This window comes from Phaeacidiphilus oryzae TH49, assembly GCF_000744815.1.
GTDB classification, from domain to species: domain Bacteria; phylum Actinomycetota; class Actinomycetes; order Streptomycetales; family Streptomycetaceae; genus Phaeacidiphilus; species Phaeacidiphilus oryzae.
This window is the reverse complement of the sequence record NZ_JQMQ01000005.1, coordinates 5,830,858-5,854,447: the sequence shown is the minus strand read 5'-3', so window position 1 is coordinate 5,854,447 and position 23,590 is coordinate 5,830,858. Positions and strand designations below refer to the sequence as shown.

Here is a 23,590-nt window from a genome sequence, read left to right as displayed (position 1 = left end):
GATCACGCTCCGGAGCCGGAGGCGCGGGCCAGCACCCGGGCGGCATGCCGCCGGGAGGCGTGCTCGATCAGGTCGATCAGCACCTGCTTCCCCGAGGCGCGCTGCCGCGCGTCGCAGAGCAGCACCGGCGTGTCAGGCTCCAGGTCGAGCGCGGCCGAGACCGCGGCCGGGGTGTGCCGGCGCTCCCCGTGGAAGCAGTTCACCGCGACCACGAAGGGGATGCCGCGGCGCTCGAAGAAGTCCACCGCGGGGAAGCAGTCGGACAGCCGGCGGGTGTCGGCGAGCACCACCGCGCCCAGCGCGCCGTTCGCCAACTCGTCCCACAGGAACCAGAAACGATCCTGTCCAGGGGTGCCGAAGAGGTAGAGGGAGAGCCCCTCCCGGATGGTGATCCGGCCGAAGTCCATGGCCACCGTGGTGGTGGTCTTCCGCTCCACCCCGCCCAGGTCGTCGACGCCCGCCCCGGCCGCGGTGAGGGTCTCCTCGGTGCGCAGCGGGCGGATCTCGCTGACCGCGCCGACCATCGTGGTCTTGCCCACCCCGAAGCCCCCGGCGACCAGGATCTTCAGGGCCATCGCGGCCTCCAGCAGGTCAGCCGGGCCGCCGGCGGAGGTGCCGGCGGGGGTGCCGGGGGAGGTGGCAGAGGTGCCGGACGGGGTGCCGGCGGGAGCCGGGTTCTCGGGTGGTTCCGGAGTCGGGGTCATCATCCCTCGGTTCTGGGTCCCTCGGTTCGGCTCAGAGAGCCCGGAGTCCATTGATCACTTCGCGGAGCAGCCGCTCGTCCGGGAGCTGCGCGGGCGGCACCGGCCGGCTGACCCGGATCAGCCCGAGGTCCAGCAGGTCGCCCAGGAGCACCCGGACGACGCCGACCGGCAGATCGCTGTGGGCGGCGATCTCGGCCACCGAGGCCGGATCCTCCCGGCACCGGTCGAGGATCCGCCGGTGCTCGGGCGCGAGACCCGGCTCGGAGCCGTAGGGCGAGCCCGCCCCGCCGTACGCGCTGTCCGCGACGACCAGGGCGATCAGGTCGAAGGCCTCCCGCGCGTCCGGCCGGGTGCGCCCCCTGGTCAGCGCGAACAGCCGGACCAGCGGACCGGCCTCCTCGTCGTACCAGGAGGGCTGGTTGGGGCGGTCGTCAGAGTCCGGGGTGCGCATCGTTCCCGATCGAGTGGTCGGCGGCGGCGGACGGGCCGCCCGGCGCCCCCTGCCGGGGGCCGGCGCGCAGATGCTCGCCGACCCGCCGGATCAGCCGGGCCATCTCGTAGGCGACCTGGCCCAGATCGGTCTGGGTGTCGGCGAGGACGGCGAGGCAGGTGCCGTCCCCGGCGGCGACCACAAAGAGGAAGGCGTCCTCCAGCTCCACCATGGTCTGCCGCACGGAGCCGGCGCCGAAGTGCCGGCCGGTGCCCTTGGCCAGGCTGTGGAAGCCGGACGAGACCGCCGCCAGATGGTCCGCGTCAGCGCGGCCGAGATGCGTGGAGCGGCCGATGGCCAGCCCGTCGTCGGAGAGGACCACGGCGCTGCGCACGCCCCGGCAGCCCGCCACCAACTCGTCCAGCAGCCAGTCGACTTCGGTCGACGGTCGAACGGTGCCGATCATGCTGACCCCCGTCCCTTCCTCGTGACGTCGTGTGCGCCGCCGAGGTCGTCGGCGGATTCGCCGAGGAGCTCGGCGTCGTCCAGCCGGCCGCGGGTCCAACCGCGTTGCAGGGCGGACATGGTGGCTCGGGCCCGGTCCGGCTCCACCGACTCGGCCGGCTCCGCCCCGCCGGGGGCCGGCGGCTCCTCGCGCAGCTGCGGCGCCAGACTCGCCTGGCGGACCCGGCGCGGCAGGGCCTCGTCCGCACCGGGCGGATCGGCGGCCAGTGGAGGGAGCGGAGGCAGCGGAGGCAGCGTGGGCGTCGGCGGGGCCGGATGCTCCGGCGGAACCGGGGGTTCGGGCGGCGCCTGGGAGGCCGGCGGCGTCGCGGGCTCCGGCGGCGTCGCGGGCCCCGGTGGCGTCGTGGGCACCGGCGGCGTCGGCTCCAGCGGATCGAGCGGGAAGAGCCCGCCGCCGCCGGGCAGCGCGGTGAGCGGCCGGGGCGAGGCGATCGGCCCGCCCGGACGGACGCCCGCGGACGGCGGCAGATCCGGCTCCCCGCCCGCCGAGGCCGCCGGCGGGCCCCACTCCACGGTGGGCGCGGACGGCGCCGCGGGCACCCGGCGCGGTACGGGGGCCGGCCGCTCGGGGCGGCGCGGGCCGCCGGTGGCGGCCTCCTCGCCCGGCCCGCCGGCCGCCAGCAGCCCCGCCGGGATCAGCACCACGGCCGTGATCCCGCCGTACGGCGAGCGGCGCAGCGCGACGTCGAGACCGTTGCGCTGGGCCAGCCGGCTCACCACGTACAGGCCCAGCCGGTCGCCGTCGAAGAAGTCGCCCTGCCGGGACTCGGCGATCCGGCGGTTGGCCGCGGCCAGCGCATCCGCGCCCATCCCGAGCCCGCGGTCCTCGACCTCCAGCGCGTAGCCCGCGCCGACCCGGTCGCCGCTGATCGTCACCGGGGTGTTCGGCGGGGAGAACGCGGTGGCGTTCTCGACCAGTTCGGCCAGCAGATGGGTGACGTCGGCGACCGCGCCGCCGGTGAGCCGGGTGTCGCTGAGCCGGCGGATGTCCACCCTGGCGTACTCCTCCACCTCGCCGACGGCCGCCCGGACCACGTCCAGCAGCGGCACCGGCCGGCGCCAGCCGCGTCCGGGGGAGGCGCCGGAGAGGATGATCAGGCTCTCCGCGTGCCGCCGCATCCGGGTGGTGAGGTGGTCGAGGCGGAAGAGCTCGGAGAGCTCCGCCGGGTCCTCGGTGCGCCGCTCCATCGCGTCCAGCTGGCGGAGTTGGCGGTGGAGCAGCACCTGGCTGCGCCGGGCGAGGTTGACGAAGACCCCGGAGACCCCGCTCATCACCTCGGCCCGCTCGACCGCCGCCTGCAGCGCGGCCCGCTGGACCAGGCCGAGGGCGTTGCCGACCTCGCCGACCTCCCCGCGGCCCGCCACCCCGGCCGGCCGGGCCCGGGCGGTCTCCAGGTCCAGGTCCACCTCCTCGCCGGAGCGCAGCCTGCGCAGCGCGTCCGGCAGCCGGCGGAAGGCCAGGTCGAGGGCCGAGTTGCGGAGTGCCACCAGCTCGACCACCAGGGCCCGGCCGACTCGTACCGAGAGCAGCAGCGAGACGCAGGCCGCGAGCAGTCCGAGGAGCACCGCGACGCCCGCCGGTGAGGCCAGGGCGGTGCGGTAGGGGGTGGCGACGGCCGCGGTCAGCGCCGCGCGCTGCGCCGAGACCCGGGCCTGGAGGGCTGATTCGAGCCTGCCGACGGCGTCCGGCCAGCCGGTCAGGGAGGGGTCGGAGGGTAGCCGGACGCTCGCGTCGCCGCCCGCCCCTGCCCCCGCGCCCGCTCCTGCGCCCGGCCCGGTCTGCCGGATGGCCGCCTCGGCCGCGGCCACCGTACGGGCGTCCGCGGGATCGGCGGCGGCGACCGGGTCCGCCAGGTCGGTCGCCATCGGATCGCTCGGGGCGGACGGGTCCGGATGCGCGCGGGCGTACGCGGCCCCGTCGAGGAGTTGGTACTCGTCCGGGGTGAGCCGGCCCGCCGCCTGGGCCGAGCGGACCGCGGTGTCCTCGCGGGCCAGCAGTTCCTCCTCGCGGGCCGAGGCGACCAGCGCGGGCCGCCCGGCGGACAGCGCGGACACCACCGAGAGCGCCTGGTCGACGACCCCGCCGTAAGCCGCGGTGGCGGTTCGCCAGGCGCCGGGGGCGGGCCGCTGCGGCGGCTGCTGATCTCCCGTCAACTCCCGCCGGAGATCGGCGAGTCGGTCGAGCCCACCGGAGAGGGCGGTCATCCGGGCCGGCAGATCGGCGGCCGCCGTGGAGGCGTCCGGTCCGGCCACGGTCAGCGCCGTGCGCAGCGCCCGGGCGGCCGCGTCGGTGCCGGCCGCGCCCGCGCTCAACTGCCGGGCGCGCCCGGTACTGGGGGCCGCGGCGTAGGCGGCGGCGGCCAGGCGCTCGGCCTGGAGGGCGCCGATCGCGGAGTCCAGTGGGCCGAGCAGGCGGGCGTCGGTGCGCCCGGCGCGGATCAGCTGGTCGATGGACTGCGCGGTGGTGACCGCGGCCAGCGCCCACAGTGCCAGCAGCGACACCACCGGCAGTGCGAGCACCGCCACCACCCGGGCCCGCACGGTACGCGGCCGGAGCCGGGCGGCGAGCACGGCGAGGGCGGCCCCCGCCGCGGTCTGCCCGCCGCCGCCCGCGGAGTCCTGGCCCGGCGCCGATCCGCCCAGCCCCAGAAGGAGTTCGGGACTCTCGTCGGCGGGCGGGCCGGCGTGCGCCCCGCGTCCGCGTGGCCGGTCCCGGCCCTGCGCCCGCGCCCTGCTGCGCTGTTCGCGCTGGTCCGGCATCGATCGGCTCCTCGTTTCGGTTTCAGGGCCGCACGGGCAGGCTCGGCCCGCCCCGCCGCTCGCGCGCGGACTCGGCGTCCGCCTCCGTCTCGGGGGAGAGGGCGACGAACGCCGAGGTGAGAAAGAGGAAGGAGCCGAGACCGACGGCCAGGGGGAAGACGAAGGCCATGGTCCCGGCCCCTCCCAGGGGCGTGTGGTCGGCGGCTCTCAGCGATACCCGCATAGCGGCCATCCCGGTGTAGTGCATGGCGGACACCGCCACGCCCATGACCAGTGCGGCGCCGATCCCGGCGGCCCGCCCGCGCACCCGCAGCCCGGCCCACAGCGCCGCGGTGGCCGCCACGACGGCGATCAGCACGGAGAGGACCACCAGCACCGGATCCCAGGAGACCGCTCCGTGCAGCCGCATCGCGGCCATGCCCAGGTAGTGCATGGCCGCGACGCCCACCCCGGTGAGGAGCCCGGCCGGCAGCAGCCGGCGCAGCCGGACCGCCCCGCCGCCGCGGCCGACCAGCAGCGCTCCGGCCCCGGTGAAGGCCACCGCGATCACCAGGCTGGCGACGGTCAGCGGAACGTCGTAGTGGATCTCACTGCCCGTCACCCCGAAGCCCAGCATCGCGATGAAGTGCATCGTCCAGATGCCGATGCCCAGCGAGACCGCGGCGACCGCCAGCCAGTTCCACCGGCCGCGGCTGCCCGGCTCCGCCGCCCGCGCGCGCACCATGCAGCGCAGCGCCAACGCCGAGCCCACCACCGCCATCAGGTACGACAGCAGGGGGGTGAGCCAGCCGTAACCCAGCTCCGTCATCGCGCCCATGTTCCCCATGGCGCCGGAGGTTACCGCGCGTCCTTCACTCCCCACGCGGAGTTGTGCGAACGGAGTGTCCGGGGGGCGGAGGTGTGCTCCAATGGGCTCCTCTCCCCGGCCTCAGTCGGTATGGAAGACCTCCTCCGCCGGCGCCCACCACTGGCCCTCGGGAGTGCCGTCGAGCGGGGACTGCATCGGGTCGGTGATCTTCCACCAGCGCTGCGTCTCCGGGTCCTCGGCCATCTTCGCCATGTCCGCGGCGTGGTCCTCCCCGACGTACTCGTAGTACGCGAAGAGCACTCCGTCGTTCAGGAAGATGCTGTAGTTCCGGATGTTGCAGGCATGGATGGTGCGCAGCACGGCCGGCCACACCTGCTGGTGGATCCGGCGGTACTCGGCCTCGTGCTCCGGACGCAGGCGGACTATCTGGGCGTGGCGCTCCATGGGGCGGCTCCTCGGCGGTGGGATCTGCGGACGTCGGATCGTGCCACCCCACCGTATGCGCCCCTCAGGGCACGTACTTGTAGCCGGCCCCGCGGACGGTGACGATCCGGTGCCGGCCGGCCGGTCCGAGACGGCGGCGGAGCCGGGCGATGTGGACGTCCACGGTCCGGTCCGAGGCGTAGCCGGCGCCGCCGTACCCCCACACCGCGGAGATCAGCTGCTCCCGGCGGAAGACCCGGCCGGGCTGAGACACCAGGTGGTCGAGAAGCTCGAACTGCAGGTAGGTCAGGTCGAGTTGCTCACCATCGGCCCAGGCAAGCCGGCGGTCCCGGTCGACGACGACGCCGCGCCGGGCGGGGGCCCCGTCCTGCTCCTCCGACGGGTGCGGCGGTGACTGCGGCTGCGACTGGGACTGCGCATGCGGCGGTGTCTGCGTCGCCAACCGCTGCTGCGGAGGCGGTGGTTGAGGCGGATCCTGCGGTACCCCTCCGGTCCCCCGGACCACCCCCAGGACGACATGGGCCACCAGGAGGTCTCCCTCTCCGGCGGCCCTGGGGTCCGGGACACGGGTCAGCATTATCGGCGGGATCTGCGGATTCGTCACCGGTCTGCCTGCGCTTTCGGGGGATCGGGGCATCGGTGGTGGGGACGGTGCCGCGACGGCCCGTCTGCCACGAACCTACCTTGCGGGGAGTAGCCTGGCGATCACCCAAAGTGGAAAAGGCGGATAACCGGCCCCCTGAGTTGACATGTGCTCAGAAAGTGCCTTCACAGCCGCCCTACCGGACGCTTCCCACCTGCGGTTTCACCGGGTGATCGACGAGAGATCACCAAACCGCCCGATCCCCGGGCCCGGCGCTGACCCACCGTCAGCGAACGCGGGCCGTGGCCGACTTGGGGTTAAGCGCTATCCCCCGGCCAAGCACGAAATTTCGCTTCGCGCCCGGCCGGGGGGCGGTTTCCGGTCATCTGACATGTGCCAACCGTGCTGGCAGGGAGCAATTACCAGGGCCCGGGGCCGCTCCCCGGGGCCGCTCCCCCGGCCGGATCCCGGCCCCGGCGGCCCTGCGGGTCCGCTACCGCCCCGAGCGCTCCACCCGCCGGCGCTTGACCGTCCGGAAGCGCCGGGCCACCATCCGCGCCTGGTCCGCGGCCCCGACCAGTCCGGCCTCGTTGCCCAGTTCGGCCAGCACGATCTCGGCCTCCGGGCGGAAGCCGCGCCCGGTCAGCTGCCGCCGGTAGGCCTCCCGCGCCGGCCCTATCAGGAGTTCGTTCGCCGCCGAGACCCCGCCGCCGATGACGAACCGCCCGGGGTCCAGCGCGGCGGCCAGGTTGGCGATGCCGACGCCCAGCCAGTGGCCGATCTCCTGAAGCAGCTCGACGGCGACCGCGTCGCCCTCCTGGGCGGCCTGGGTGACCAGCGGGCCGGTGATCGCCGAGACGTCGCCGCCCACCCGCTCCAGCAGCGGCTGGGCGACCGGCGACTCGGCGGCGGCCAGCTCCCGCGCCTCGCGCACCAGCGCATTGCCCGAGGAGTACTGCTCCCAGCACCCGCGGTTCCCGCAGGGGCAGCGGTGCCCGCCCGGCACCACCTGCATGTGCCCGAACTCGCCCGCCATCCCGTACCGGCCGCGCTCCAGGCGGCCGTCGCGCACGATGGCCCCACCGATCCCGGTGCCGAGGTTGACCATCACCAACTGGTCCTCGCCCCGGCCCGCGCCGAACCGCCATTCGGCCCAGGCCGCGGCGTTGGCGTCGTTCTCCACCACCACGGGCAGCTTGAGCCGGTCGGTCAGCGCCTCCTGGAGGGGCTCGTTCCGCCAGGAGAGGTGCGGGGCGAAGAGGACGTTGGCCCGGTCCGCGTCCACGAAGCCGGCCGCGCCGATGCCGACGGCGTGGACGTCGTGCCGGTCGGCGAGGTCGAGCACCAGCTCCACCAGGGTGTCCTCGACCACCTTGGGGCTCTTGCTCTTGTCCGGGGTCTCGGTGCGCAGCCGCTCGACGACCTTGCCGTTGCCGTCCACCACGCCGGCCGCGACCTTGGTGCCGCCGATGTCGATGCCGACCGTCGGCAGCCGGAGGAGCTGGGCGGCGGTGGTCCCGCCGTTGCCGACCGCCCGCTCGCGGCGGGCGGCGAGGCGCCGGGTGCGCTCCGCCCGGTTCGACCGCCCCGATCCCAGCATCGAATATCTGTTCTGGCCGCTCACCTACGGTCCGCCCCTCGGTCTTGCCCGGCGCGCGGCCGGCTGTTCGGTCGGTGTCCACCGTATCCGGGAGCGGGCCGGGAACGCCCATCGCGTCCGGCCGGTGCGGTGACCGTGCGCATACGATCGCCCGGCTTTCGCGCACGACGGGTGACAATCCGGCTGGCCGGAAATAGGCTGAGCACACCCCAGCTCTCCAGCGGTGGGGAGTGGCCCTCGGGGGGAGGTGCCCGCGATGAGCATGCCCGTGGCCGTTTCCGGCGTGGGCCGCATGCGACCCGGGGATCATCTGTGCCTGGTCCACGAGACCCCTGAAGAGCGCGAGTCGGTGCTCGCGGACTTCATCGCGGACGGCCTGATGGACCGCCAGAAGGTGCTCCTCCTCTCCGCGGAGGGCACGCTCGGCGATCTCTCCGGACTGCTGACCGCGGTCGGCGCGCGCGGCCTGGATCCCGGCGCGTACCTCGACAGCGGGGTGCTCGCGGTACGCCCGGCCGCCGACGCGGCCCGGGCCGTGGAGGCGGCCCTCCTCTCCGGCGCCCCCGCGGTACGCCTCTGCCGGGACGCCCCGCGCAGCCTGGCCGCCGACGAACTACGGGCGACGGAGGAGCGGTTGGCGGCGGCAGTGGCCTCGCAGCCGGTGCTCGCGCTCTGCGCCTACAACGCGGTGGCCTTCACCCAGTCGGAGATCCAGGAGGCGATCCGGGACCACGGCGGCGGCCTGGTCGAGCTGGACCCGCTGTACGAGGACGGGCTGCTGCGGGTGGTGCGGCGGTTCACCCCGCCGGCCCTCCGCGCCGAGGGCGACATCGACGCCTCCAACGTCGTCCACCTCGCGCGGGTGCTGGGCGCCGAGTGCGTCCGGCTCCGCCGGCGCCCGGCGACAGGGCCCGGCGGGCAGCCGGAAGCGCTCCGGCTGGAGGCCGGCCGGCTGGACTTCATCGACGTCACCGGGATGCGGCTGCTGGTGCAGACCGCCTCCCGGCTGCACGCCGAGGGCGGCCGGCGGCTGGTGCTGGTGGGCCTCGCCCCGCATCTCCGCCGGGTGATGCGGGTGGTCGGCTGGGACCTGACGCCCGGTCTGGTCATCGTGGACGAGCGGGGCGGCGAACGCGGAGACCAGTACGGCGGCGCCCTCCCCACCTGCGGCCCCGGCCCGCCGGCCGCCCCGCCCTGCCGTCCCCCGCGCGCTGACCCCCACCGCCGCGCCCCGAGACACCCGACCCCCGGCCCGGCTGCGATCCCCCGGCGCGGCCCCGGGGGCCGGGCCCCGAACCCGAGACCGGCCCCGAACCGGGCCGGAACCCGAGCCCGAACCCGCCACCGTGCCGAGCCCGTGCCCGCCGGGGCCCCGCCGGCGCTCGCCGCCCGGCGGGCAGCGCGGACCGACGTGGAAGCGCGGGCTCGGCGCGCGGTTCCGCCCCCGGTTCGCGCACCCGGCCGGTCCCCGACCACTCACCGGTACCCGCCCCCCGCATGCGGCCAAGCCGCCGCGTCGGCTCGTCAGGCGAGTTCGAGCGCGAGGTAGAAGTCCACCCGGTCGTCCAGGCGGGCGAGGTCGCGGCCGGTCAGCTCCTCGATCCGGCGGATGCGGTAGCGCAGGGTGTTGACGTGGACGTGGAGCGCCGAGGCGCAGCGCGTCCAGGAGCCGTCGTAGCGGAGGAACGCCTCCAGGGTGTCGACCAGGTCGGCCTGGTGCTCCAGGTCGTAGGCGATCACCCGGGAGAGGAGGCGCTCCCGGAAGGCCCGGCGGATCTCGTCCGGCACCGCCGCCAGCAGCAGGACATGCGAGGCCAGCTGCTCCGGGCCGGCCGCGGTGACCCGGCCGACCCGCGTCTCGGCGATCCGCCGCGCGTGCCGGGCCTCCTCCAGCGCCCCGCGCAGCCCGCCGACCTCGGCCGCCGGGGCACTCACCCCCAGCACCAGCCGGGCGTCGGCGCCGAGCGCGGCCTCCAGCGGGGCGAGCAGGGCGGCGAGCCGCTCGGCAGCGGAACCCCCGTCCGCCGCGGACTCCGGCCCGGCCGCCGGCCCCCGGGGGCCGGGACCAGCGCGATCGCCCCGCTCTCCCCCGCCGCCGCGACCAGCGCCCGGGGAGCGGGCTGGGCCAGCGCCTCGGCCAGCGCCGCCTTGACCGCGTACGGCGGCAGCCCCGGCCCCTCGGCGGAGACCACCAGCCAGCTCGGCCGGGCCTCCGTGCCGCCGGCGCCGCCCCCGGCGGCCATCGCGGCGGCCGCGTCCAGCGCGCGGGCCAGCTCGCCCGGGTCGCCGTCGTGCCGGAGCAGCTCCGCGACCTCGTCGGCCAGCCGGGCCCGCAGCGCCTGTCCGCGGTCCCGCCTGGAGCGCTCCGCGCCGGCCAACCGGGCCAGGTTCTCGGCGAGATGACGCCGTTTCGGGGTCCATTCCGTGACGTCCCCCGCGACCACGAGCAGCCAGTCGGCGAGCGGCTGCGGCTCCGCGTCCTCCGCCGGGACGGGGAGGACGGAGAAGGTCGGGCCGCCGTCCTCGCCGCCACCCCCGGGCACCGGGTACGGCGCGGCCCGCCCGCGCCGGAGGGCGGCCAGCGCGGCGCGCGCCAGCGCCTGCCGCCGCGCCTCCGGCAGCGCCTCGGCGGGACCGGCGACGATCCGCCCGGTCGGGGCGATCACCCAGCAGTCCAGGTCGAGGTCCCCGCCCAGCAGCTGGAGCACCGCGTCCAGCCCGCCGGCCCCGCCCGCGGCGGACACCAGCATCCGGTGCCGCTCGACCAGCGCGGCCAGGTCGGAGGCGCGGTCCGCGGAGATCTGCTTGACCACGTACTCGGTGATCGTCCCGAACGCGGTGTCCTCGGGGACGGAGAAGAGCGGGACGCGGTGCCGCAGCGCGGCCGCCACCAGGTCGTCCGGCACCGGCCCGACCTCGGCGACCCCGGCCGCCAGCGCGACCGCGCCGCCCTCGGCGATGGTGCGGACGAAGCGCTCGGAGTCCTCCGGGCCGGTCCGCCAGAGCATGCCGGTGAGCACCAGCTCGCCGCCGTGGAGGTAGCGGCCGGGGTCCCGGAGGTCGGTGGTCATCACCCCGGTCACCGTCCGGTCCAGCAGGTCCTCTCCGGTGAGGAGCTGCAGTCGCGGGGCGGCGGGGTCGAGCAGCGCCTCGATCCGCAACGCGGGCACCTCCGGGGGGACGGGTGGACACGGGTGGCCTGGTCGGCAAGGTCGGCCGGGTCTTCCGCACGGTACCGGACGGCCGGGCGCGGCGGCCCCAGGCCCGCGTCGTGGACCCTCGCGCCTCGTCCGGGCGGCGGCGACGGCGGACGCTGGGGAGCGACGGACGCTGGAGAGCGACGGCTCGCCCCCTCGGTCAGCCGGTCAGCCCCGCCGCGTCCAGCAGCGCCCCGGCGGTGGCCAGGGCGAGGCCGTCCAGCGGCTCGGCGCGGACCACCGACCAGGCGCCCGACCCGTCGAAGGCGACGGTCAACTGACGTGCCAGCAGGGCCGGTTCGCGCGCGCCACCGCGTTCGGCCTCGCGCTGGAAGAAGGCGGTCAGACCGGACTTGACCCGTCTGGCCACCAGGCTCGCCGGATGCTCGGGGGACTTGACCTCCACCGCGGCGGCGAGGAACGGGCAGCCGCGGTAGCCGGGATCGGCGGCGGCCTCCTCCACCCGCTCGAAGACGTACAGGATCCGCTCGCGCGGCGAGCGCCCGTCGTCGGCCGGCGGCAGGAGCCCCGCGCGGTATCCGGGCGCCCGGTGCGCCAGCCCGGCCGCGACCACCTCGTCCTTGCTCGCGAAGAGCTGGTACATGGACCGCTTGGAGACGCCGGCGGTACGGCACAGCTCCTCGACGCCGATGTGCACGCCCCGCCGGTAGAACAGCTCGGCGGCGGCGTCCAGCAGACGTTCCCGGCTCGTGGGGGCGGGCGTGCGGTCGGCCGGGGCGGCGGTCGTGCGGTCGGTCATGGGCCTCAGGCTAGCGCGGCCGCTTGCCGATCGGAAACCGATCGGTTTACAGTCGGCCGCACCGGAAACCGATCGGTTTCCGGCTCCGGCTCCAGGAAGGGACCCCTCACATGACCGGCATCGAAGGCGCCGTCGCGCTCGTCACCGGCGGCAGCCGCGGGATCGGCAGAGCGTTCGTCGAGGAGCTGTACGCCCGGGGCGCCCGCAAGGTCTACGCGACCGCCCGCGACCCGCGCTCCGTCACCCACCCCGACGCGGTCCCGCTGGCCCTGGAGGTGACCGACCCCGCCTCGGTGGCGGCCGCCGCCGAGCAGGCGGCGGACACCACCATCCTGGTCAACAACGCCGGCGCGCTGGTCCGCGCGCCCTTCCTGGACTCCCCGCTGGACGACATCCGCCGGGAGTTCGAGACCAACTTCTACGGTCCGCTGCTGGTCACCCGCGCCCTGGTGCCAGCCATCGAGCGCAACGGCGGCGGCCACATCCTCAACGTCCACTCCGTCCTCTCCTGGATCGGCCTCGGCGGTTCGTACAGCGCCTCCAAGGCCGCACTGTGGGCCCAGAGCAACGCCCTCCGCCTGGAGCTCCGCCCCCGCGGCATCTCGGTGACCGGCCTCCACGTGGGATACGTGGACACCGACATGGCGGCCGGCGTCGAGGGCCCGAAGGCGGACGCCCGGGACGTCGCCGCACAGGCGGTGGAGGGCATCGCGAGCGGTGCGTACGAGGTGCTGGCCGACGAGGTCTCCCGGCAGGTCAAGGCGGGGCTCTCCGGAGAGGTGGGGGCGCTCTACCCGCAGCTGGCCGGATGATTCGGCCGGCGGCGAATCGTCCCGGCGGTAGCTTCGGCACATGGAACCGAACCAGGCCCGCGCCCTCGCCCCGGCGCCCCCGGCGGCGGCCGCGGAGGCCGCCCCGGGGGACGCCGACATCTCGCAGGTGGGCGCGCTGCTCGCGGACCCCGCCCGCTGCCGGGTGCTGATGGCGCTGAACGACGGCCGCGCGCTGCCGGCCGGTGTCCTGGCCGAGGAGGCGGGGGTCAGCCGCTCCACCGCGAGCGGGCATCTGGCCAGGCTCACCGAGGCGGGGCTGCTGGCGGTGAAGGCGCAGGGGCGGCACCGCTACTACCGGCTCTCCGGCCCCGAGGTCGGCGAACTGCTGGAGCGGATCAGCCGGCTGGCGCCCGCGCGGCCGGTCCGCTCGCTGCGCGACGGCAACCGCGCGGCCCGGCTGCGCTCCGCCCGCACCTGCTACGACCACCTGGCCGGCCGGCTCGGCGTGGAGCTGATGGCCGCCCTGATCCGGGACGGGCACCTGACCGGCGGGGACGGCCTCCACCACCTGGACGAGGCCGGCGCGGACCGGCTCAGCGGCCGCGGCCGCGAGGTCGACTACGCCCTCGGCCCCGCCGCCGCGGACTTCCTGACCGGCCTCGGCGTGCCGCTGGGCGAGGCGGCCGGACGCCGCCGCCCGCTGGTCCGCTACTGCGTGGACTGGAGCGAGCAGCGCCACCACCTCGCGGGCGGCCTCGGCCGGGCGCTGCTGGACCGCTTCCTGGACGCGGAGTGGATCGTCCGCCCGGAGCGCGGCCGAGCCGTCCGGGTGACGGATACGGGGCGAGACGTCCTGCGGTCGCGATTCGGCATCGACTGGGAGTGAGGGGAGTGAGGGGAGTGAGGGGAGTGAGCGGTATGCGTGGGATCGACATGGACGCCCTCCAGGCCCGGGCCCGGCTCTTCCGGGAGCTCCACCGGTCGCCGGGGGACGGACCGCTGCTGCCGGCCAACGTCTGGGACGCCGGATCCGCGGCGCTGCTCGGACAGCTCCCCGGGGTCCGCGCGCTGGCCACCACCAGCGCCGGGATGGCCGCGGCGCACGGCCTGCCGGACGGCGAGCGGCTGGGCCTGGACCGGCTCCTCGCCTCGCTGATGCTGATCGGGCGCTCGACCGCACTGCCGTACAGCGTGGACCTGGAGGCGGGCTACGGCGGCTCCGCGCAGGAGGTCGCCGACTCGGTGGCCTCGGTGGTGGAGTGCGGGGCCTGCGGGGTCAACCTGGAGGACGGCGATCCCGGCGCCCCCGGCCGGCTGCTGCCCGCGGGCGAGCACGCGACCCGGGTCGCCGCCGCCCGCTCGGCCGCCGACCAGCTGGGCGTCCCGATCGTGGTCAACGCCCGCACCGACACCTACTGGCGGCCCTACCAGGGACCGGACCGCTTCGCGGCCACCATCCGCCGGCTGGACGAGTACCGGGCGGCCGGCGCGGACTGCCTCTTCGTCCCCGGCTTCCCCGAGCCGGGCCTGACCCCCGCTCAGCAGCGGTCCGCCATAAGGGAGTTGGTCGCCCTGGCGGAGGGGGTGCCGGTCAACCTCCTCTACCGCCCGGATCTGCCGCCGCTGCCGGTCCTCGGCGAGCTGGGGGTGGCCCGGGTGACGGTCGGCTCGGCGCTCTACCGGCTGGCGATGGCCGCCGCCCGGGACTCGATGGCCGCCCTCCTCGGCACCGGCACCCCGGACCCGCTACGGCCGGCCGACCGGCTGCCGTACGGGCGGCTGGCCGACGCCCTGGGCTCCGCCGCCCGGGGGCGGGGGCCCGCGTAGCCCGCCCGAGCGCGACGGGTAACCTCGCCGGGTGGGTTCGACCGGTATGCCCGGGTCGGCGGCGGTGTCCTGGAGCGGTGACGGCGGGAGCGCGGAGGCGGAGATGGCGGACGTCCAGCGGAGGACGGCGACGGGGGCGGCGGTCGCGGCGGTGCTCGCGCTGCTGGCGGCGGGCTGCTCGACGGCGGCCGGCGGCAGCGGAGGCGGCAGCGACAGCGGCAGCGGCAGGGGTGACGCGGTCTCCGCGCCCGGGATGGACGTCGGCACCCGGATCGACCACGCCCTGCCGGCCGACATCCTCCACCTCCCGCTCACCGACCAGGACGGCAGGCCGACCTCGCTGGCCGCCTTCAAGAACAAGGTGCTGGTGGTCTCGGACATCATGACGCTCTGCGCCGAGACCTGTCCGCTGGACACCGCGAACGTGGTGCAGACCGCCCAGCGGGTGGAGGCCGACCACGCCGGCTCCGACGTCGAGTTCCTCTCCATCACCATCGACCCGGCCCGGGACACCCCGGCCCAGCTCGCCGCCTACCGCCGGCTCTACTCGCCGCCGCCGGCCGACTGGCAGACGCTCACCGGCAGTCCGGCGGTGGTCCAGAAGCTCTGGAAGTACTTCGGCGTCTGGTACCAGAAGGTGCCGCAGGGCAAGCCGCCGGCGAAGAACTGGCGCACCGGGCAGACCCTCACCTACGACCTCAACCACTCCGACGAGATCTTCTTCATCGACGGACGCGGCCACGAGCGCTTCGTCATCGACGGCGCCGGGCACGTACAGCCCGGCACGGTGCTCCCGCCGACGGTCCGGAACTACCTGGACTCCGAGGGCGTGAACAACCTCGAGCACCCGGACTCCAGCTCCTGGACCGTCCCCGAGGGCCTCCAGACGGTGGGCTGGCTCCTCGGCCGCCCGCTCCCGACCGGCCAGAAGTCCTCCTGACGTCGATCCCGCGGGAACCCGGGGGCGGGGGTGGACGTGTGACCGGTATGACTACGCATCACGCGAATCATCTGGATCATCTGCCCCAGGGCGTGGCCACCCCCGCGCTGGTCGTCGACGCCGACGTGCTGGACCGCAACATCGCCCGGATGGCGCGGGCCGCCGCCGAGGGCGGATGCGCGCTCCGGCCGCACGCCAAGACCCACAAGTGCCCGGAGATCGCCCGGCGCCAACTCGACGCCGGGGCGGTCGGGCTGACGGTGGCGACGATCGGCGAGGCGGAGGTCTTCGCGCGCTCGGGGGTGGCGGAGGACCTCTTCATCGCCTATCCGCTGTGGCTGGACGAGTCCAAGGCGGCCCGGCTGCGCGCGCTCGCCGGAGAGGTGGCCGAGCTGCGGGTCGGGGCCGAGTCGGTGGAGGGGGCGCGGCGGCTCGGCGCGGCGCTGCGAGGGGCCGGCGGCCCCGGCGGGAACGTCCGGGTGATGGTGGAGGTCGACTCCGGGCACCACCGCACCGGCGTCGCGGACCCCGCCGCGGCCCGCGCGGTCGCCGAGGCCGCCGCCGAGGCCGGTCTGGAGGTGGCGGGCGTCTTCACCTTCCCCGGCCACGGCTACGGCCACGACCCCCGCGCCCGCGGGCGGGCCGCCCGGGACGAGGAGCGGGCGCTCGGCGAGGCCGCCGAGGCGCTGCGCGAGGCGGGCTTCGCGGACCCGGTCCGCAGCGGCGGCTCGACCCCGACCGCCGGGCTGTGGCGGCCGGGCGTGGTGGACGAGCTGCGTCCGGGCGTCTACGTCTTCAACGACGCCGGCCAGCTCGGGCTCGGCAGCTGCGGCCCGGCCGACGTCGCCCTGTACGCGCTGGCCACGGTGGTGAGCGCGCCGGGCGGCGGCCGGTTCGTGCTGGACGCGGGGAGCAAGGTGCTCGGCGCCGACCTCTCGCCGTGGGCCCCGGGGCACGGCTGCCTGCCCGCCTTCCCGGGGGCGGTGGTCTCGGCGCTCTCCGAGCACCATGCGACGGTGACGCTCGCCGAGGGGCAGGCCGCGCCGGGGATCGGCACGCGGGTGGCGGTGCTGCCCAACCACGTCTGCAACGCGGTCAACCTGGTGGACCGGTTGGTGGTCGTCCAGCAGGGCAAGGTGGTGGACCGGTGGCCGGTGGCCGCCCGCGGTGCCCTCAACTGACCCGGTTGACCTGCTGATCTGGCGGAAGCTACAAGTCTCGCGCCAGGGAGGCGACACGGGTTCGGGGGTTCGGTGACTGGGCCCCACCGGTCGGGGATTGTGTACTACCTCACTAACTGCCCGAGACCGACGAGGAGTCACCGGATGGAGTTCCTGCGGCCGGCCACCTGGGGGGAGGCACTGGCGGCGAAGGCCGAGCGGCCGGCCGCCGTCCCGATCGCCGGGGGCACCGACCTGATGGTCGAGCTCAACTTCGACAGACGCCGCCCGGAGGCGCTGCTCGACCTCAACCGCGTCCGGGAGCTGGAGGACTGGGAGACCGCGGAGGGCGGCCGCGTCCTCCGCCTCGGCGCCTCCGTGCCGTACGCGCGGATCGTGCGGGAGCTGCGGGCGGCGGCGCCCGCGCTCGCCCTCGCGGCCCACACCGTCGGCTCGCCGCAGATCCGCAACCGCGGCTGCGTCGGCGGCAACCTGGGCGCGGCCTCCCCCGCCGGGGACTCCCATCCGGCGCTGCTGGCCGCCGGGCCCGGCACCCGGGTGGAGGCGGAGTCCGCCGCCCGCGGGACCCGGCTGATCCCGATCGACGACTTCTACACCGGGGTGAAACGGAACGCCCTCGCCGAGGACGAGCTGATCCGGGCCGTCCGGATCCCGGTCGCGGCGGGGCCCCAGCAGTTCTCCAAGGTCGGGACCAGGAACGCGATGGTGATCGCGGTCTGCGCGTTCGCGGTGGCGCTCCACCCGGACCCGGCGACCGGCGGGGGCGCGGTCGGCGCCGGGATCGGCTCGGCCGGACCGACCCCGATCCGCCCGGCCGAGGCGGAGGAGTTCCTCACCGGCGAGCTCGCCGCGCGCGGGCTGTGGCGGACCGGCGCGCGGCTGGACGACGGGCTGGTCCGCCGCTTCGGTGAGCTGGTGGCGGCGGCCGCCCGCCCGATCGACGACGTCCGGGGCAGCGCCGCCTACCGCCGGCACGCCCTGGCGGTGATGGCCCGCCGCACCCTCGCCTGGACCTGGGACGAGTACGCCACCAACCTGAGGAGGGCGGCATGAGGGTCACCTTCACGGCCAACGGCCGCACGGTCGAGGCGGACGACGTGTGGGAGGGCGAGAGCCTCCTCTACGTCCTCCGCGAGCGGCTCGGCCTCCCCGGCTCCAAGAACGCCTGCGAGCAGGGCGAATGCGGTTCCTGCACGGTGTATCTGGACGGCCGGACGGTCTGCTCCTGCCTGGTCGCGGCCGGCCAGGTGGAGGGGCGCGAGGTGCGCACGGTGGAGGGCCTGGCGGAGGCGGACGCGCCGGCGGGGCAGGCCACCGGCGAGGCACCCGGCCAGGCCGCCGGCGCCGGGCGGCCGGAGGCGCTGGCCGTCGTCCAGCGGGCCTTCCTGGACGCCGGCGCCGTGCAGTGCGGCTTCTGCACGCCCGGGCTCATGGTGCAGGCCCACGATCTGCTGGAGCGCGATCCGGCCCCGTCCGACCTGGACATCCGGGAGGCGCTGTCCGGGAACCTGTGCCGCTGCACGGGCTACGAGAAGATCATGGAGGCGGTCCGCCTCGCCGCGACGCGCAGGCAGGAGGCGGTGGTCGACTGATGGCCGGAACCATGCGGAGCGAGAAGAACCTGGAGCGGATCGACTCCAGCCACCCCGGCGGCGTCGGCGGCTCCCCGATCCGCCCGGACGGGAACCTCAAGGTCCGCGGCGAGTTCGCATACGGCTCCGACCTGTGGGCCGAGGACATGCTGTGGGGGATGGCGCTGCGCGCCCCGCACGCCAGGGCCCGGATCCGCTCGGTGGACATCACCGGCGCCCTCGCCCTGCCCGGGGTGTACGCGGTGCTCACCCACGAGGACGTCCCCGGCGACAAGTTCTACGGCCTGGAGATCGCCGACCAGCCGGCGCTGGCCATCGACCAGATCCGCTACCACGGCGAGGCGGTGGCGATCGTCGCCGCCGACCACCCGGAGACCGCCCGGCGGGCACTGGACCGGATCGTGGTGGACTACGAGCCGCTGGAGCCGATCTGGACCGAGGAGCAGTGCCTCGACCCCGAGACCCACGGCCATGTCCACGCCCCGGACGAGTACCGGGCGCACGCCTCCGGAAACGTGGTGCACCGTCAGCGGATCGTCTCCGGCCAGGGCGTGACCGACGAGCTGCGGGCCCGCGCGCACGCCGTGGTCCGCGGCGAGTACCGGGTCGGCATGCAGGACCAGGCCTTCCTCGGCCCCGAGTCGGGGCTTGCGGTGCCCGCCGAGGACGGCGGGGTGGACCTGTTCGTCGCCACCCAGTGGCTGCACGCCGACCAGCGGCAGATCGCCCCCGTGCTGGGCCTGCCGGCCGAGAAGGTGCGGCTGACCCTGGCCGGCGTCGGCGGCGCCTTCGGCGGCCGGGAGGACCTGTCGATGCAGATCCACGCCTCCCTGCTGGCCCTCCGCACCGGCCGGCCGGTCAAGATCGTGTACTCCCGGGAGGAGTCCTTCTTCGGGCACGTCCACCGCCACCCGGCCGTGCTCCGCTACGAGCACGGCGCCACCGCCGACGGCAGGCTGCTCTACTGCGACGCCCGGATCGTGCTGGACGGCGGCGCGTACGCGTCCTCCTCGCCGGCCGTGGTCGGCAACGCGGCCTCGCTCGGCATGGGCCCGTACGAGATCCCGAACACCCGGATGGAGGCGGTCGCCCTCTACTCCAACAACCCGCCCTGCGGGGCGATGCGCGGCTTCGGAGCCGTCCAGGCCTGCTTCGCCTACGAGGCGCAGATGGACCGGCTGGCCGCCGAACTCGGCCTGGACCCGGTGGAGTTCAGGCGGCGCAACGCGATGCACGAGGGCTCGGTGATGCCCACCGGGCAGGTCGTGGACTCGGCCGCGCCGGTCGCCGAGATCCTCCGCCGGGTGAAGGCGCTGCCGCTGCCGCCCGCGCTGGACACCTCCGCGCCGGACGTCCGCGCGCTGCCGGGGGCGCTCTCCAACACCTCGCACGGGGAGGGCGTCGTCCGCGGGGTGGGCTACGCGGTCGGCATCAAGAACGTCGGCTTCTCCGAGGGCTTCGACGACTACTCGACGGCCCGGGTGCGCCTTGAGGTCATCGGCGGCGAGCCGGTGGCCACCGTCCACACCGCGATGGCCGAGGTCGGCCAGGGCGGGGTGACCGTCCACGGGCAGATCGCCCGTACCGAGCTGGGCGTCGAGCGGGTGGCGATCCGGCCGGCCGACACGGCGGTCGGCTCGGCCGGGTCCACCTCCGCCTCCCGGCAGACCTATATGACCGGTGGCGCGGTGCGGGCCGCCTGCGCGGCGGTGCGCGCCGCCGTGCTGGCCCGGGGCCGGGCCCGGTACGGATGGGCCCAGCCGGACGGGGACCTGGCGCTGGCCGGCGGCAAGGTGGTGGCGGCCGGCGCCGGGGTGCTGGCCGGGGTCGCGGACCTCCTCGGCGACGAGGTGGTCGAGGAGACCCGGGTGTTCCGGCACCGGCCGACCGAGCCGTTCGACCCCGAGACCGGCCAGGGCTTCGGCCACGTCCAGTACTCCTTCTGCGCCCATCGCGCGGTGGTCGACGTGGACGTCGAACTGGGCCTGGTGCGGGTGGTGGAGCTGGCGGCGGCGCAGGACGTCGGCAGGGCGATCCACCCGCAGTCGGTGGTCGGCCAGATCCAGGGCGGCTCCACCCAGGGCCTGGGGCTCGCGCTGATGGAGGAGGTCCTGGTCGAGGCCGGGAAGGTGCGGAACCCGTCCTTCACCGACTATCTGATCCCGACCATCCTGGACACGCCGCCGCAGCCGGTGGACGTGCTGGAGCTGGCGGATCCGCATGCGCCGTACGGACTGCGCGGGGCGGGAGAGGCGCCGACGCTGTCCTCGACCCCGGCCGTGGTGGCGGCGATCCGCGCCGCCACCGGGCTTCCGCTGGACCGGGTGCCGGTCCGGCCGGAGCATCTGACCGGCACCTGAGCCGCCCTGGGCGGCGGAGGGCGGCGATGGACGGCGATGGGCGTCCGAGTCCGCCGCCGCCGGGGCCGCCGCCCAACTCGCCCGCATTCCATGAGACTTCGCCGGAGAACCGCCCGCACACGCGAGTCGTGGCCCGTCCCCCACTGCTCTGCGCTTGCCCAACCCCCTACGAAACTTGGGAGCGCACGATGACCCAGACACCACCCGTCACCCCCACCAGGGCCGCGCAGGGGGACACCGGAACCCCTCCGCCCCTGCCCGGCGAGCCGCGCGGCCCGCTGGACGCGTACTTCCGGATCAGCGCCCGCGGCTCCAGCCTCGGGCGGGAGATCAGAGGCGGCCTGACCACCTTCATGGCGATGGCCTACATCCTCCTCCTCAACCCGGTGATCCTCTCCGTCGCCGACGTGCACGGCCGCCATCTCAGCCACGCCCAACTCACCACCGCCACCGCGCTGGGCGCGGCGGTCACCACCGTCCTCCTCGGTGTGGTCGGCAATGCCCCGCTCGCCGCCGCGGCCGGGCTGTCGGTGTCGAACACCCTCGCCGTGGTGATGGTGCCGCACGTCACCTGGCCGCAGGCGATGGGGCTGTGCGTGATCTACGGCGCCTGCATCGTCCTGATGGTGGTCTCCGGGCTGCGCGAGAAGATCATGAACGGCATACCGCTGGCCCTGAAGCACGCCATCACCATCGGCATCGGACTGTTCATCGCGCTGATCGGCCTGGTCAACGCCGGCTTCGTGAGCCGCGTCCCGGATGCCGGCCACTCCACCACCCCCGTCCAGCTGGGCGCCACCGGCAACCTCACCGGCTGGCCGGTACTGATCTTCGGCGTCACCCTGCTGACCATCTTCGTGCTGCAGACCCGAAGAGTGCCGGGAGCCATCCTGATCGGCATCGTCTTCGGCACGGTGGTCGCGGTGGCGGTCAACGCCACCGGCGCGGTGCCGGCCAGCGCCTGGGGGCTCTCGGTGCCGCGCTGGCCCGGAAACCCCGTCGCCTCACCGGACTTCGGGCTCTTCGGGCACGTCGACCTGTTCGGCGCCTTCGGCTCGCACGGGATGGGCGCGCTGAGCGCCGCCTTCGCCGTCTTCACCCTGGTGCTGGCCGGGTTCTTCGACGCGATGGCGACCATCATCGGGATCGGCACCGAGGCCGGACTCGCGGACGCCCGGGGCCGGATGCCGGGGCTGTCCAAGGCGCTCTTCGTGGACGGCGCCGGCGGGGCCATCGGCGGACTGGTCGGCGCCTCCGGGCAGACCGTCTTCGTCGAGTCGGCCACCGGTGTCGGCGAGGGCGCGAGGACCGGGCTGAGCAGCGTGGTGACCGGGGCGGTCTTCACCCTGATGCTCTTCTTCACCCCGCTCGCCGGCATGGTCCCGGACCAGGTCGCGGCGGCGGCGCTGGTGGTGATCGGGTCCATGATGCTGGCCCAGGCCCGGCACATCGACTGGTCGGACCGCGAGGTGGCCGTCCCGGCGTTCCTCACCTGCGCGCTGATGCCGTTCACCTACTCGATCACGGCGGGGGTCGGCGCCGGCGTCCTCTCGTACTGTGTCATCAAGGCGGGGCGCGGGCGCTGGCGCGAGCCGGGGGCGCTGATGTGGGGGCTGGCCGTGGTCTTCGTGGTCTTCTTCGCCCTCCATCCCATCAAGGAGTGGCTGGGCCTGAGTTGACGTCTCGTGAGGAGGCCGCGGGCCGAGCCGCGGAGGACCGGGACCGCGCACCCCTTGAGCCGGGCCCGGTCAGCGGCTAGGAAGGATCCGGCGGGCGCGCGCGTTGCCAGAGGCGGAGGGGCGCCCGTCGCCGGGTGGCCCGGGCGGCCCGAACGGCCCGGGTGGCCCCAGTGGCTCGAACGACAGGGAAGGAACCCCCATGCGGGAGATCGCCGAGCAGTTGAACGCGTGGCACGCGGCCGGCCGGGCCTTCGCGATCGCCAGCGTGGTCGCGGTCTCCGGGAGCGCCCCCCGCGACCCCGGTGCGGCGCTCGCGGTGAACGCGGACGGCGAGGTCGTCGGCAGCGTCTCCGGCGGCTGCGTCGAGGGCGCCGTCTACGAGCTGTGCCAACAGGCCCTGGAGGACGGCCGGCCGGTGCTCCAGCGCTTCGGCTACTCCGACGAGGACGCCTTCGCGGTCGGCCTGACCTGCGGCGGGATCATCGACATCTTCGTCCAGCCGGTCCTTCCCGGAGCCGCCGGGGACACCCCCGGGGTCCGGGCGGCGGTGGCCGGCCTGGCCGCCGGCACCCCGGTGGCGCTGGCCAGGGTGATCGACGGTCCCCCGGCCCTCCTCGGCGGGACGGTCGCGGTGACCGCAGACGCCGAGTCCGGCACCCTCTCCTGGGACGGGGAGCCGGCCGGGGTCCACCCGGGCCTGCGGGCCGCCGCGGCGACCGAGGCCCGGGCCATGCTGGAGGTCGGCCGCACCGGGGTGGTGGCGCTGGCCGGGGACGGCCGCCCCTGCTCGCCCGAGGGCGAGGAGGCGATCACCCTCTTCGTCGAGTCCTACACCCCGCGGCCGCGGATGCTGGTCTTCGGGGCGATCGACTTCGCCGCGGCGGTGGCCAGGATCGGCACCTTCCTCGGCTACCGGGTGACGGTCTGCGACGCCCGCCCGGTGTTCGCCACCGAGCGGCGTTTCCCGGAGGCGGACGAGGTCGTCGTGGACTGGCCGCACCGCTATCTGGACGGCGAGGTCGAGGCGGGCCGGATCGACGGCCGCACGGTGGTCTGCGTCCTCACCCACGACCACAAGTTCGACGTGCCGCTGCTGGAGCGCGCGCTGCGGCTGCCGCTCGGCTACGTGGGTGCGATGGGCTCCCGCCGCACCCACGGTGACCGTCTGGCGCTGCTCCGCGAGGCCGGGCTGACCGAGGACGAGCTGGCCCTCCTCCGCTCGCCGATCGGCCTGGACCTGGGCGCCCGCACCCCGGAGGAGACCGCGGTCGCGGTCGCCGCCGAGATCGTCGCCCACCGCCGGGGCGGCGGCCATCTGCCGCTCAGCGCGGTGCGGACCCCGATCCACCACGACCACACCCCGCTGCCGGGCGGCGAGCAGCGGATAGCCTGAGCGAACCCCCGGGGCCTTCGGGTCCCCGGGCCCG

21 protein-coding genes and 1 pseudogene are annotated in these 23,590 nt (G+C 75.6%); 11 read left to right on the top strand and 11 right to left on the bottom strand.

The genetic code is table 11. The features are described from left to right. Positions 1-2: 2 nt before the first annotated feature. The 8 genes and pseudogenes from BS73_RS29770 to BS73_RS29735 form a co-directional block, all read right to left on the bottom strand. Positions 3-575: a GTP-binding protein gene (locus BS73_RS29770; RefSeq protein ID WP_051941597.1), complete on the bottom strand. Its 573-nt coding sequence runs from the start codon at positions 573-575 to the stop codon at positions 3-5. Between the two features lie 160 nt (positions 576-735). Continuing rightward, positions 736-1,155: a DUF742 domain-containing protein gene (locus BS73_RS29765; RefSeq protein WP_037577569.1), complete on the bottom strand. Its 420-nt coding sequence runs from the start codon at positions 1,153-1,155 to the stop codon at positions 736-738. After that, a complete protein-coding gene (locus BS73_RS29760; protein WP_051941122.1) occupies positions 1,136-1,600 on the bottom strand; it encodes a roadblock/LC7 domain-containing protein in 465 nt (154 codons plus the stop codon). The genes BS73_RS29765 and BS73_RS29760 overlap by 20 nt, the downstream gene beginning before the upstream one ends. Then, positions 1,597-4,419 (bottom strand): sensor histidine kinase, encoded by a 2,823-nt coding sequence (locus BS73_RS40515; RefSeq protein WP_051941120.1) that lies wholly within the window; start codon positions 4,417-4,419, stop codon positions 1,597-1,599. The genes BS73_RS29760 and BS73_RS40515 overlap by 4 nt, the downstream gene beginning before the upstream one ends. A 22-nt stretch (positions 4,420-4,441) precedes the next feature. Beyond that, positions 4,442-5,236, bottom strand: coding sequence for an MHYT domain-containing protein (locus BS73_RS29750; protein WP_037581743.1), 795 nt, complete (start codon positions 5,234-5,236; stop codon positions 4,442-4,444). Between the two features lie 111 nt (positions 5,237-5,347). Continuing rightward, positions 5,348-5,671, bottom strand: a complete 324-nt coding sequence (locus tag BS73_RS29745; protein WP_037577568.1) for an L-rhamnose mutarotase — start codon at positions 5,669-5,671, stop codon at positions 5,348-5,350. 64 nt (positions 5,672-5,735) lie between these two features. Further along, positions 5,736-6,197, bottom strand: coding sequence for a winged helix-turn-helix domain-containing protein (locus tag BS73_RS41050; protein ID WP_235215580.1), 462 nt, complete (start codon positions 6,195-6,197; stop codon positions 5,736-5,738). Between the two features lie 550 nt (positions 6,198-6,747). Next, positions 6,748-7,966, bottom strand: a pseudogene (locus BS73_RS29735) (ROK family glucokinase). Positions 7,967-8,110: 144 nt separating this feature from the next. Between BS73_RS29735 and BS73_RS35225 the strand changes: the two are divergent. Then, a complete protein-coding gene (locus BS73_RS35225) occupies positions 8,111-9,403 on the top strand; it encodes an MEDS domain-containing protein (protein WP_084704446.1) in 1,293 nt (430 codons plus the stop codon). Here the strand turns inward: BS73_RS35225 and BS73_RS41045 are convergent. The 3 genes from BS73_RS41045 to BS73_RS29720 all read right to left on the bottom strand — a co-directional run bounded on the left by BS73_RS41045 (position 9,379) and on the right by BS73_RS29720 (position 11,811). After that, entirely contained in the window at positions 9,379-9,789 is a 411-nt protein-coding gene (locus BS73_RS41045; protein WP_407675087.1) for a PucR family transcriptional regulator, read from the bottom strand. The genes BS73_RS35225 and BS73_RS41045 overlap by 25 nt on opposite strands. Next, the gene (locus tag BS73_RS29725; RefSeq protein ID WP_407675086.1) at positions 9,786-11,015 is read right to left on the bottom strand and encodes a PucR family transcriptional regulator ligand-binding domain-containing protein; all 1,230 of its coding nucleotides are present in this window, start codon (positions 11,013-11,015) and stop codon (positions 9,786-9,788) included. The genes BS73_RS41045 and BS73_RS29725 overlap by 4 nt, the downstream gene beginning before the upstream one ends. 196 nt (positions 11,016-11,211) lie before the next feature. Then, positions 11,212-11,811: a TetR/AcrR family transcriptional regulator gene (locus tag BS73_RS29720; RefSeq protein WP_037577567.1), complete on the bottom strand. Its 600-nt coding sequence runs from the start codon at positions 11,809-11,811 to the stop codon at positions 11,212-11,214. Positions 11,812-11,921: 110 nt separating this feature from the next. Between BS73_RS29720 and BS73_RS29715 the strand changes: the two genes are divergently transcribed. From BS73_RS29715 to BS73_RS29670, 10 genes are all read left to right on the top strand, one after another. Continuing rightward, the gene (locus BS73_RS29715; RefSeq protein WP_037577566.1) at positions 11,922-12,623 is read left to right on the top strand and encodes an SDR family oxidoreductase; all 702 of its coding nucleotides are present in this window, start codon (positions 11,922-11,924) and stop codon (positions 12,621-12,623) included. Between the two features lie 40 nt (positions 12,624-12,663). Further along, a complete protein-coding gene (locus BS73_RS29710) occupies positions 12,664-13,470 on the top strand; it encodes an ArsR/SmtB family transcription factor (protein ID WP_084704445.1) in 807 nt (268 codons plus the stop codon). Positions 13,471-13,502: 32 nt separating this feature from the next. Continuing rightward, the gene (locus BS73_RS29705) at positions 13,503-14,411 is read left to right on the top strand and encodes an isocitrate lyase/PEP mutase family protein (RefSeq protein WP_051941112.1); all 909 of its coding nucleotides are present in this window, start codon (positions 13,503-13,505) and stop codon (positions 14,409-14,411) included. Positions 14,412-14,442: 31 nt separating this feature from the next. Then, entirely contained in the window at positions 14,443-15,351 is a 909-nt protein-coding gene (locus BS73_RS35220; RefSeq protein ID WP_152617770.1) for an SCO family protein, read from the top strand. A gap of 47 nt (positions 15,352-15,398) precedes the next feature. Next, a complete protein-coding gene (locus BS73_RS29695) occupies positions 15,399-16,532 on the top strand; it encodes an alanine racemase (RefSeq protein ID WP_051941108.1) in 1,134 nt (377 codons plus the stop codon). A 144-nt stretch (positions 16,533-16,676) separates the two neighbouring features. Next, positions 16,677-17,585, top strand: a complete 909-nt coding sequence (locus tag BS73_RS29690; protein ID WP_037577565.1) for an FAD binding domain-containing protein — start codon at positions 16,677-16,679, stop codon at positions 17,583-17,585. Then, entirely contained in the window at positions 17,582-18,124 is a 543-nt protein-coding gene (locus BS73_RS29685; RefSeq protein ID WP_037577564.1) for a (2Fe-2S)-binding protein, read from the top strand. Before BS73_RS29690 ends, BS73_RS29685 begins: the two co-directional genes overlap by 4 nt. Next, complete coding sequence (gene pucD, locus BS73_RS29680) at positions 18,124-20,484, top strand: xanthine dehydrogenase subunit D (protein WP_037577563.1); 2,361 nt, start codon at positions 18,124-18,126, stop codon at positions 20,482-20,484. Before BS73_RS29685 ends, pucD begins: the two co-directional genes overlap by 1 nt. Positions 20,485-20,672: 188 nt before the next feature. Beyond that, positions 20,673-22,163 (top strand): NCS2 family permease, encoded by a 1,491-nt coding sequence (locus BS73_RS29675; protein ID WP_037577562.1) that lies wholly within the window; start codon positions 20,673-20,675, stop codon positions 22,161-22,163. 199 nt (positions 22,164-22,362) lie between these two features. Next, positions 22,363-23,556, top strand: coding sequence for an XdhC family protein (locus BS73_RS29670; RefSeq protein WP_037577561.1), 1,194 nt, complete (start codon positions 22,363-22,365; stop codon positions 23,554-23,556). The last annotated feature ends 34 nt before the right edge of the window (positions 23,557-23,590 follow it).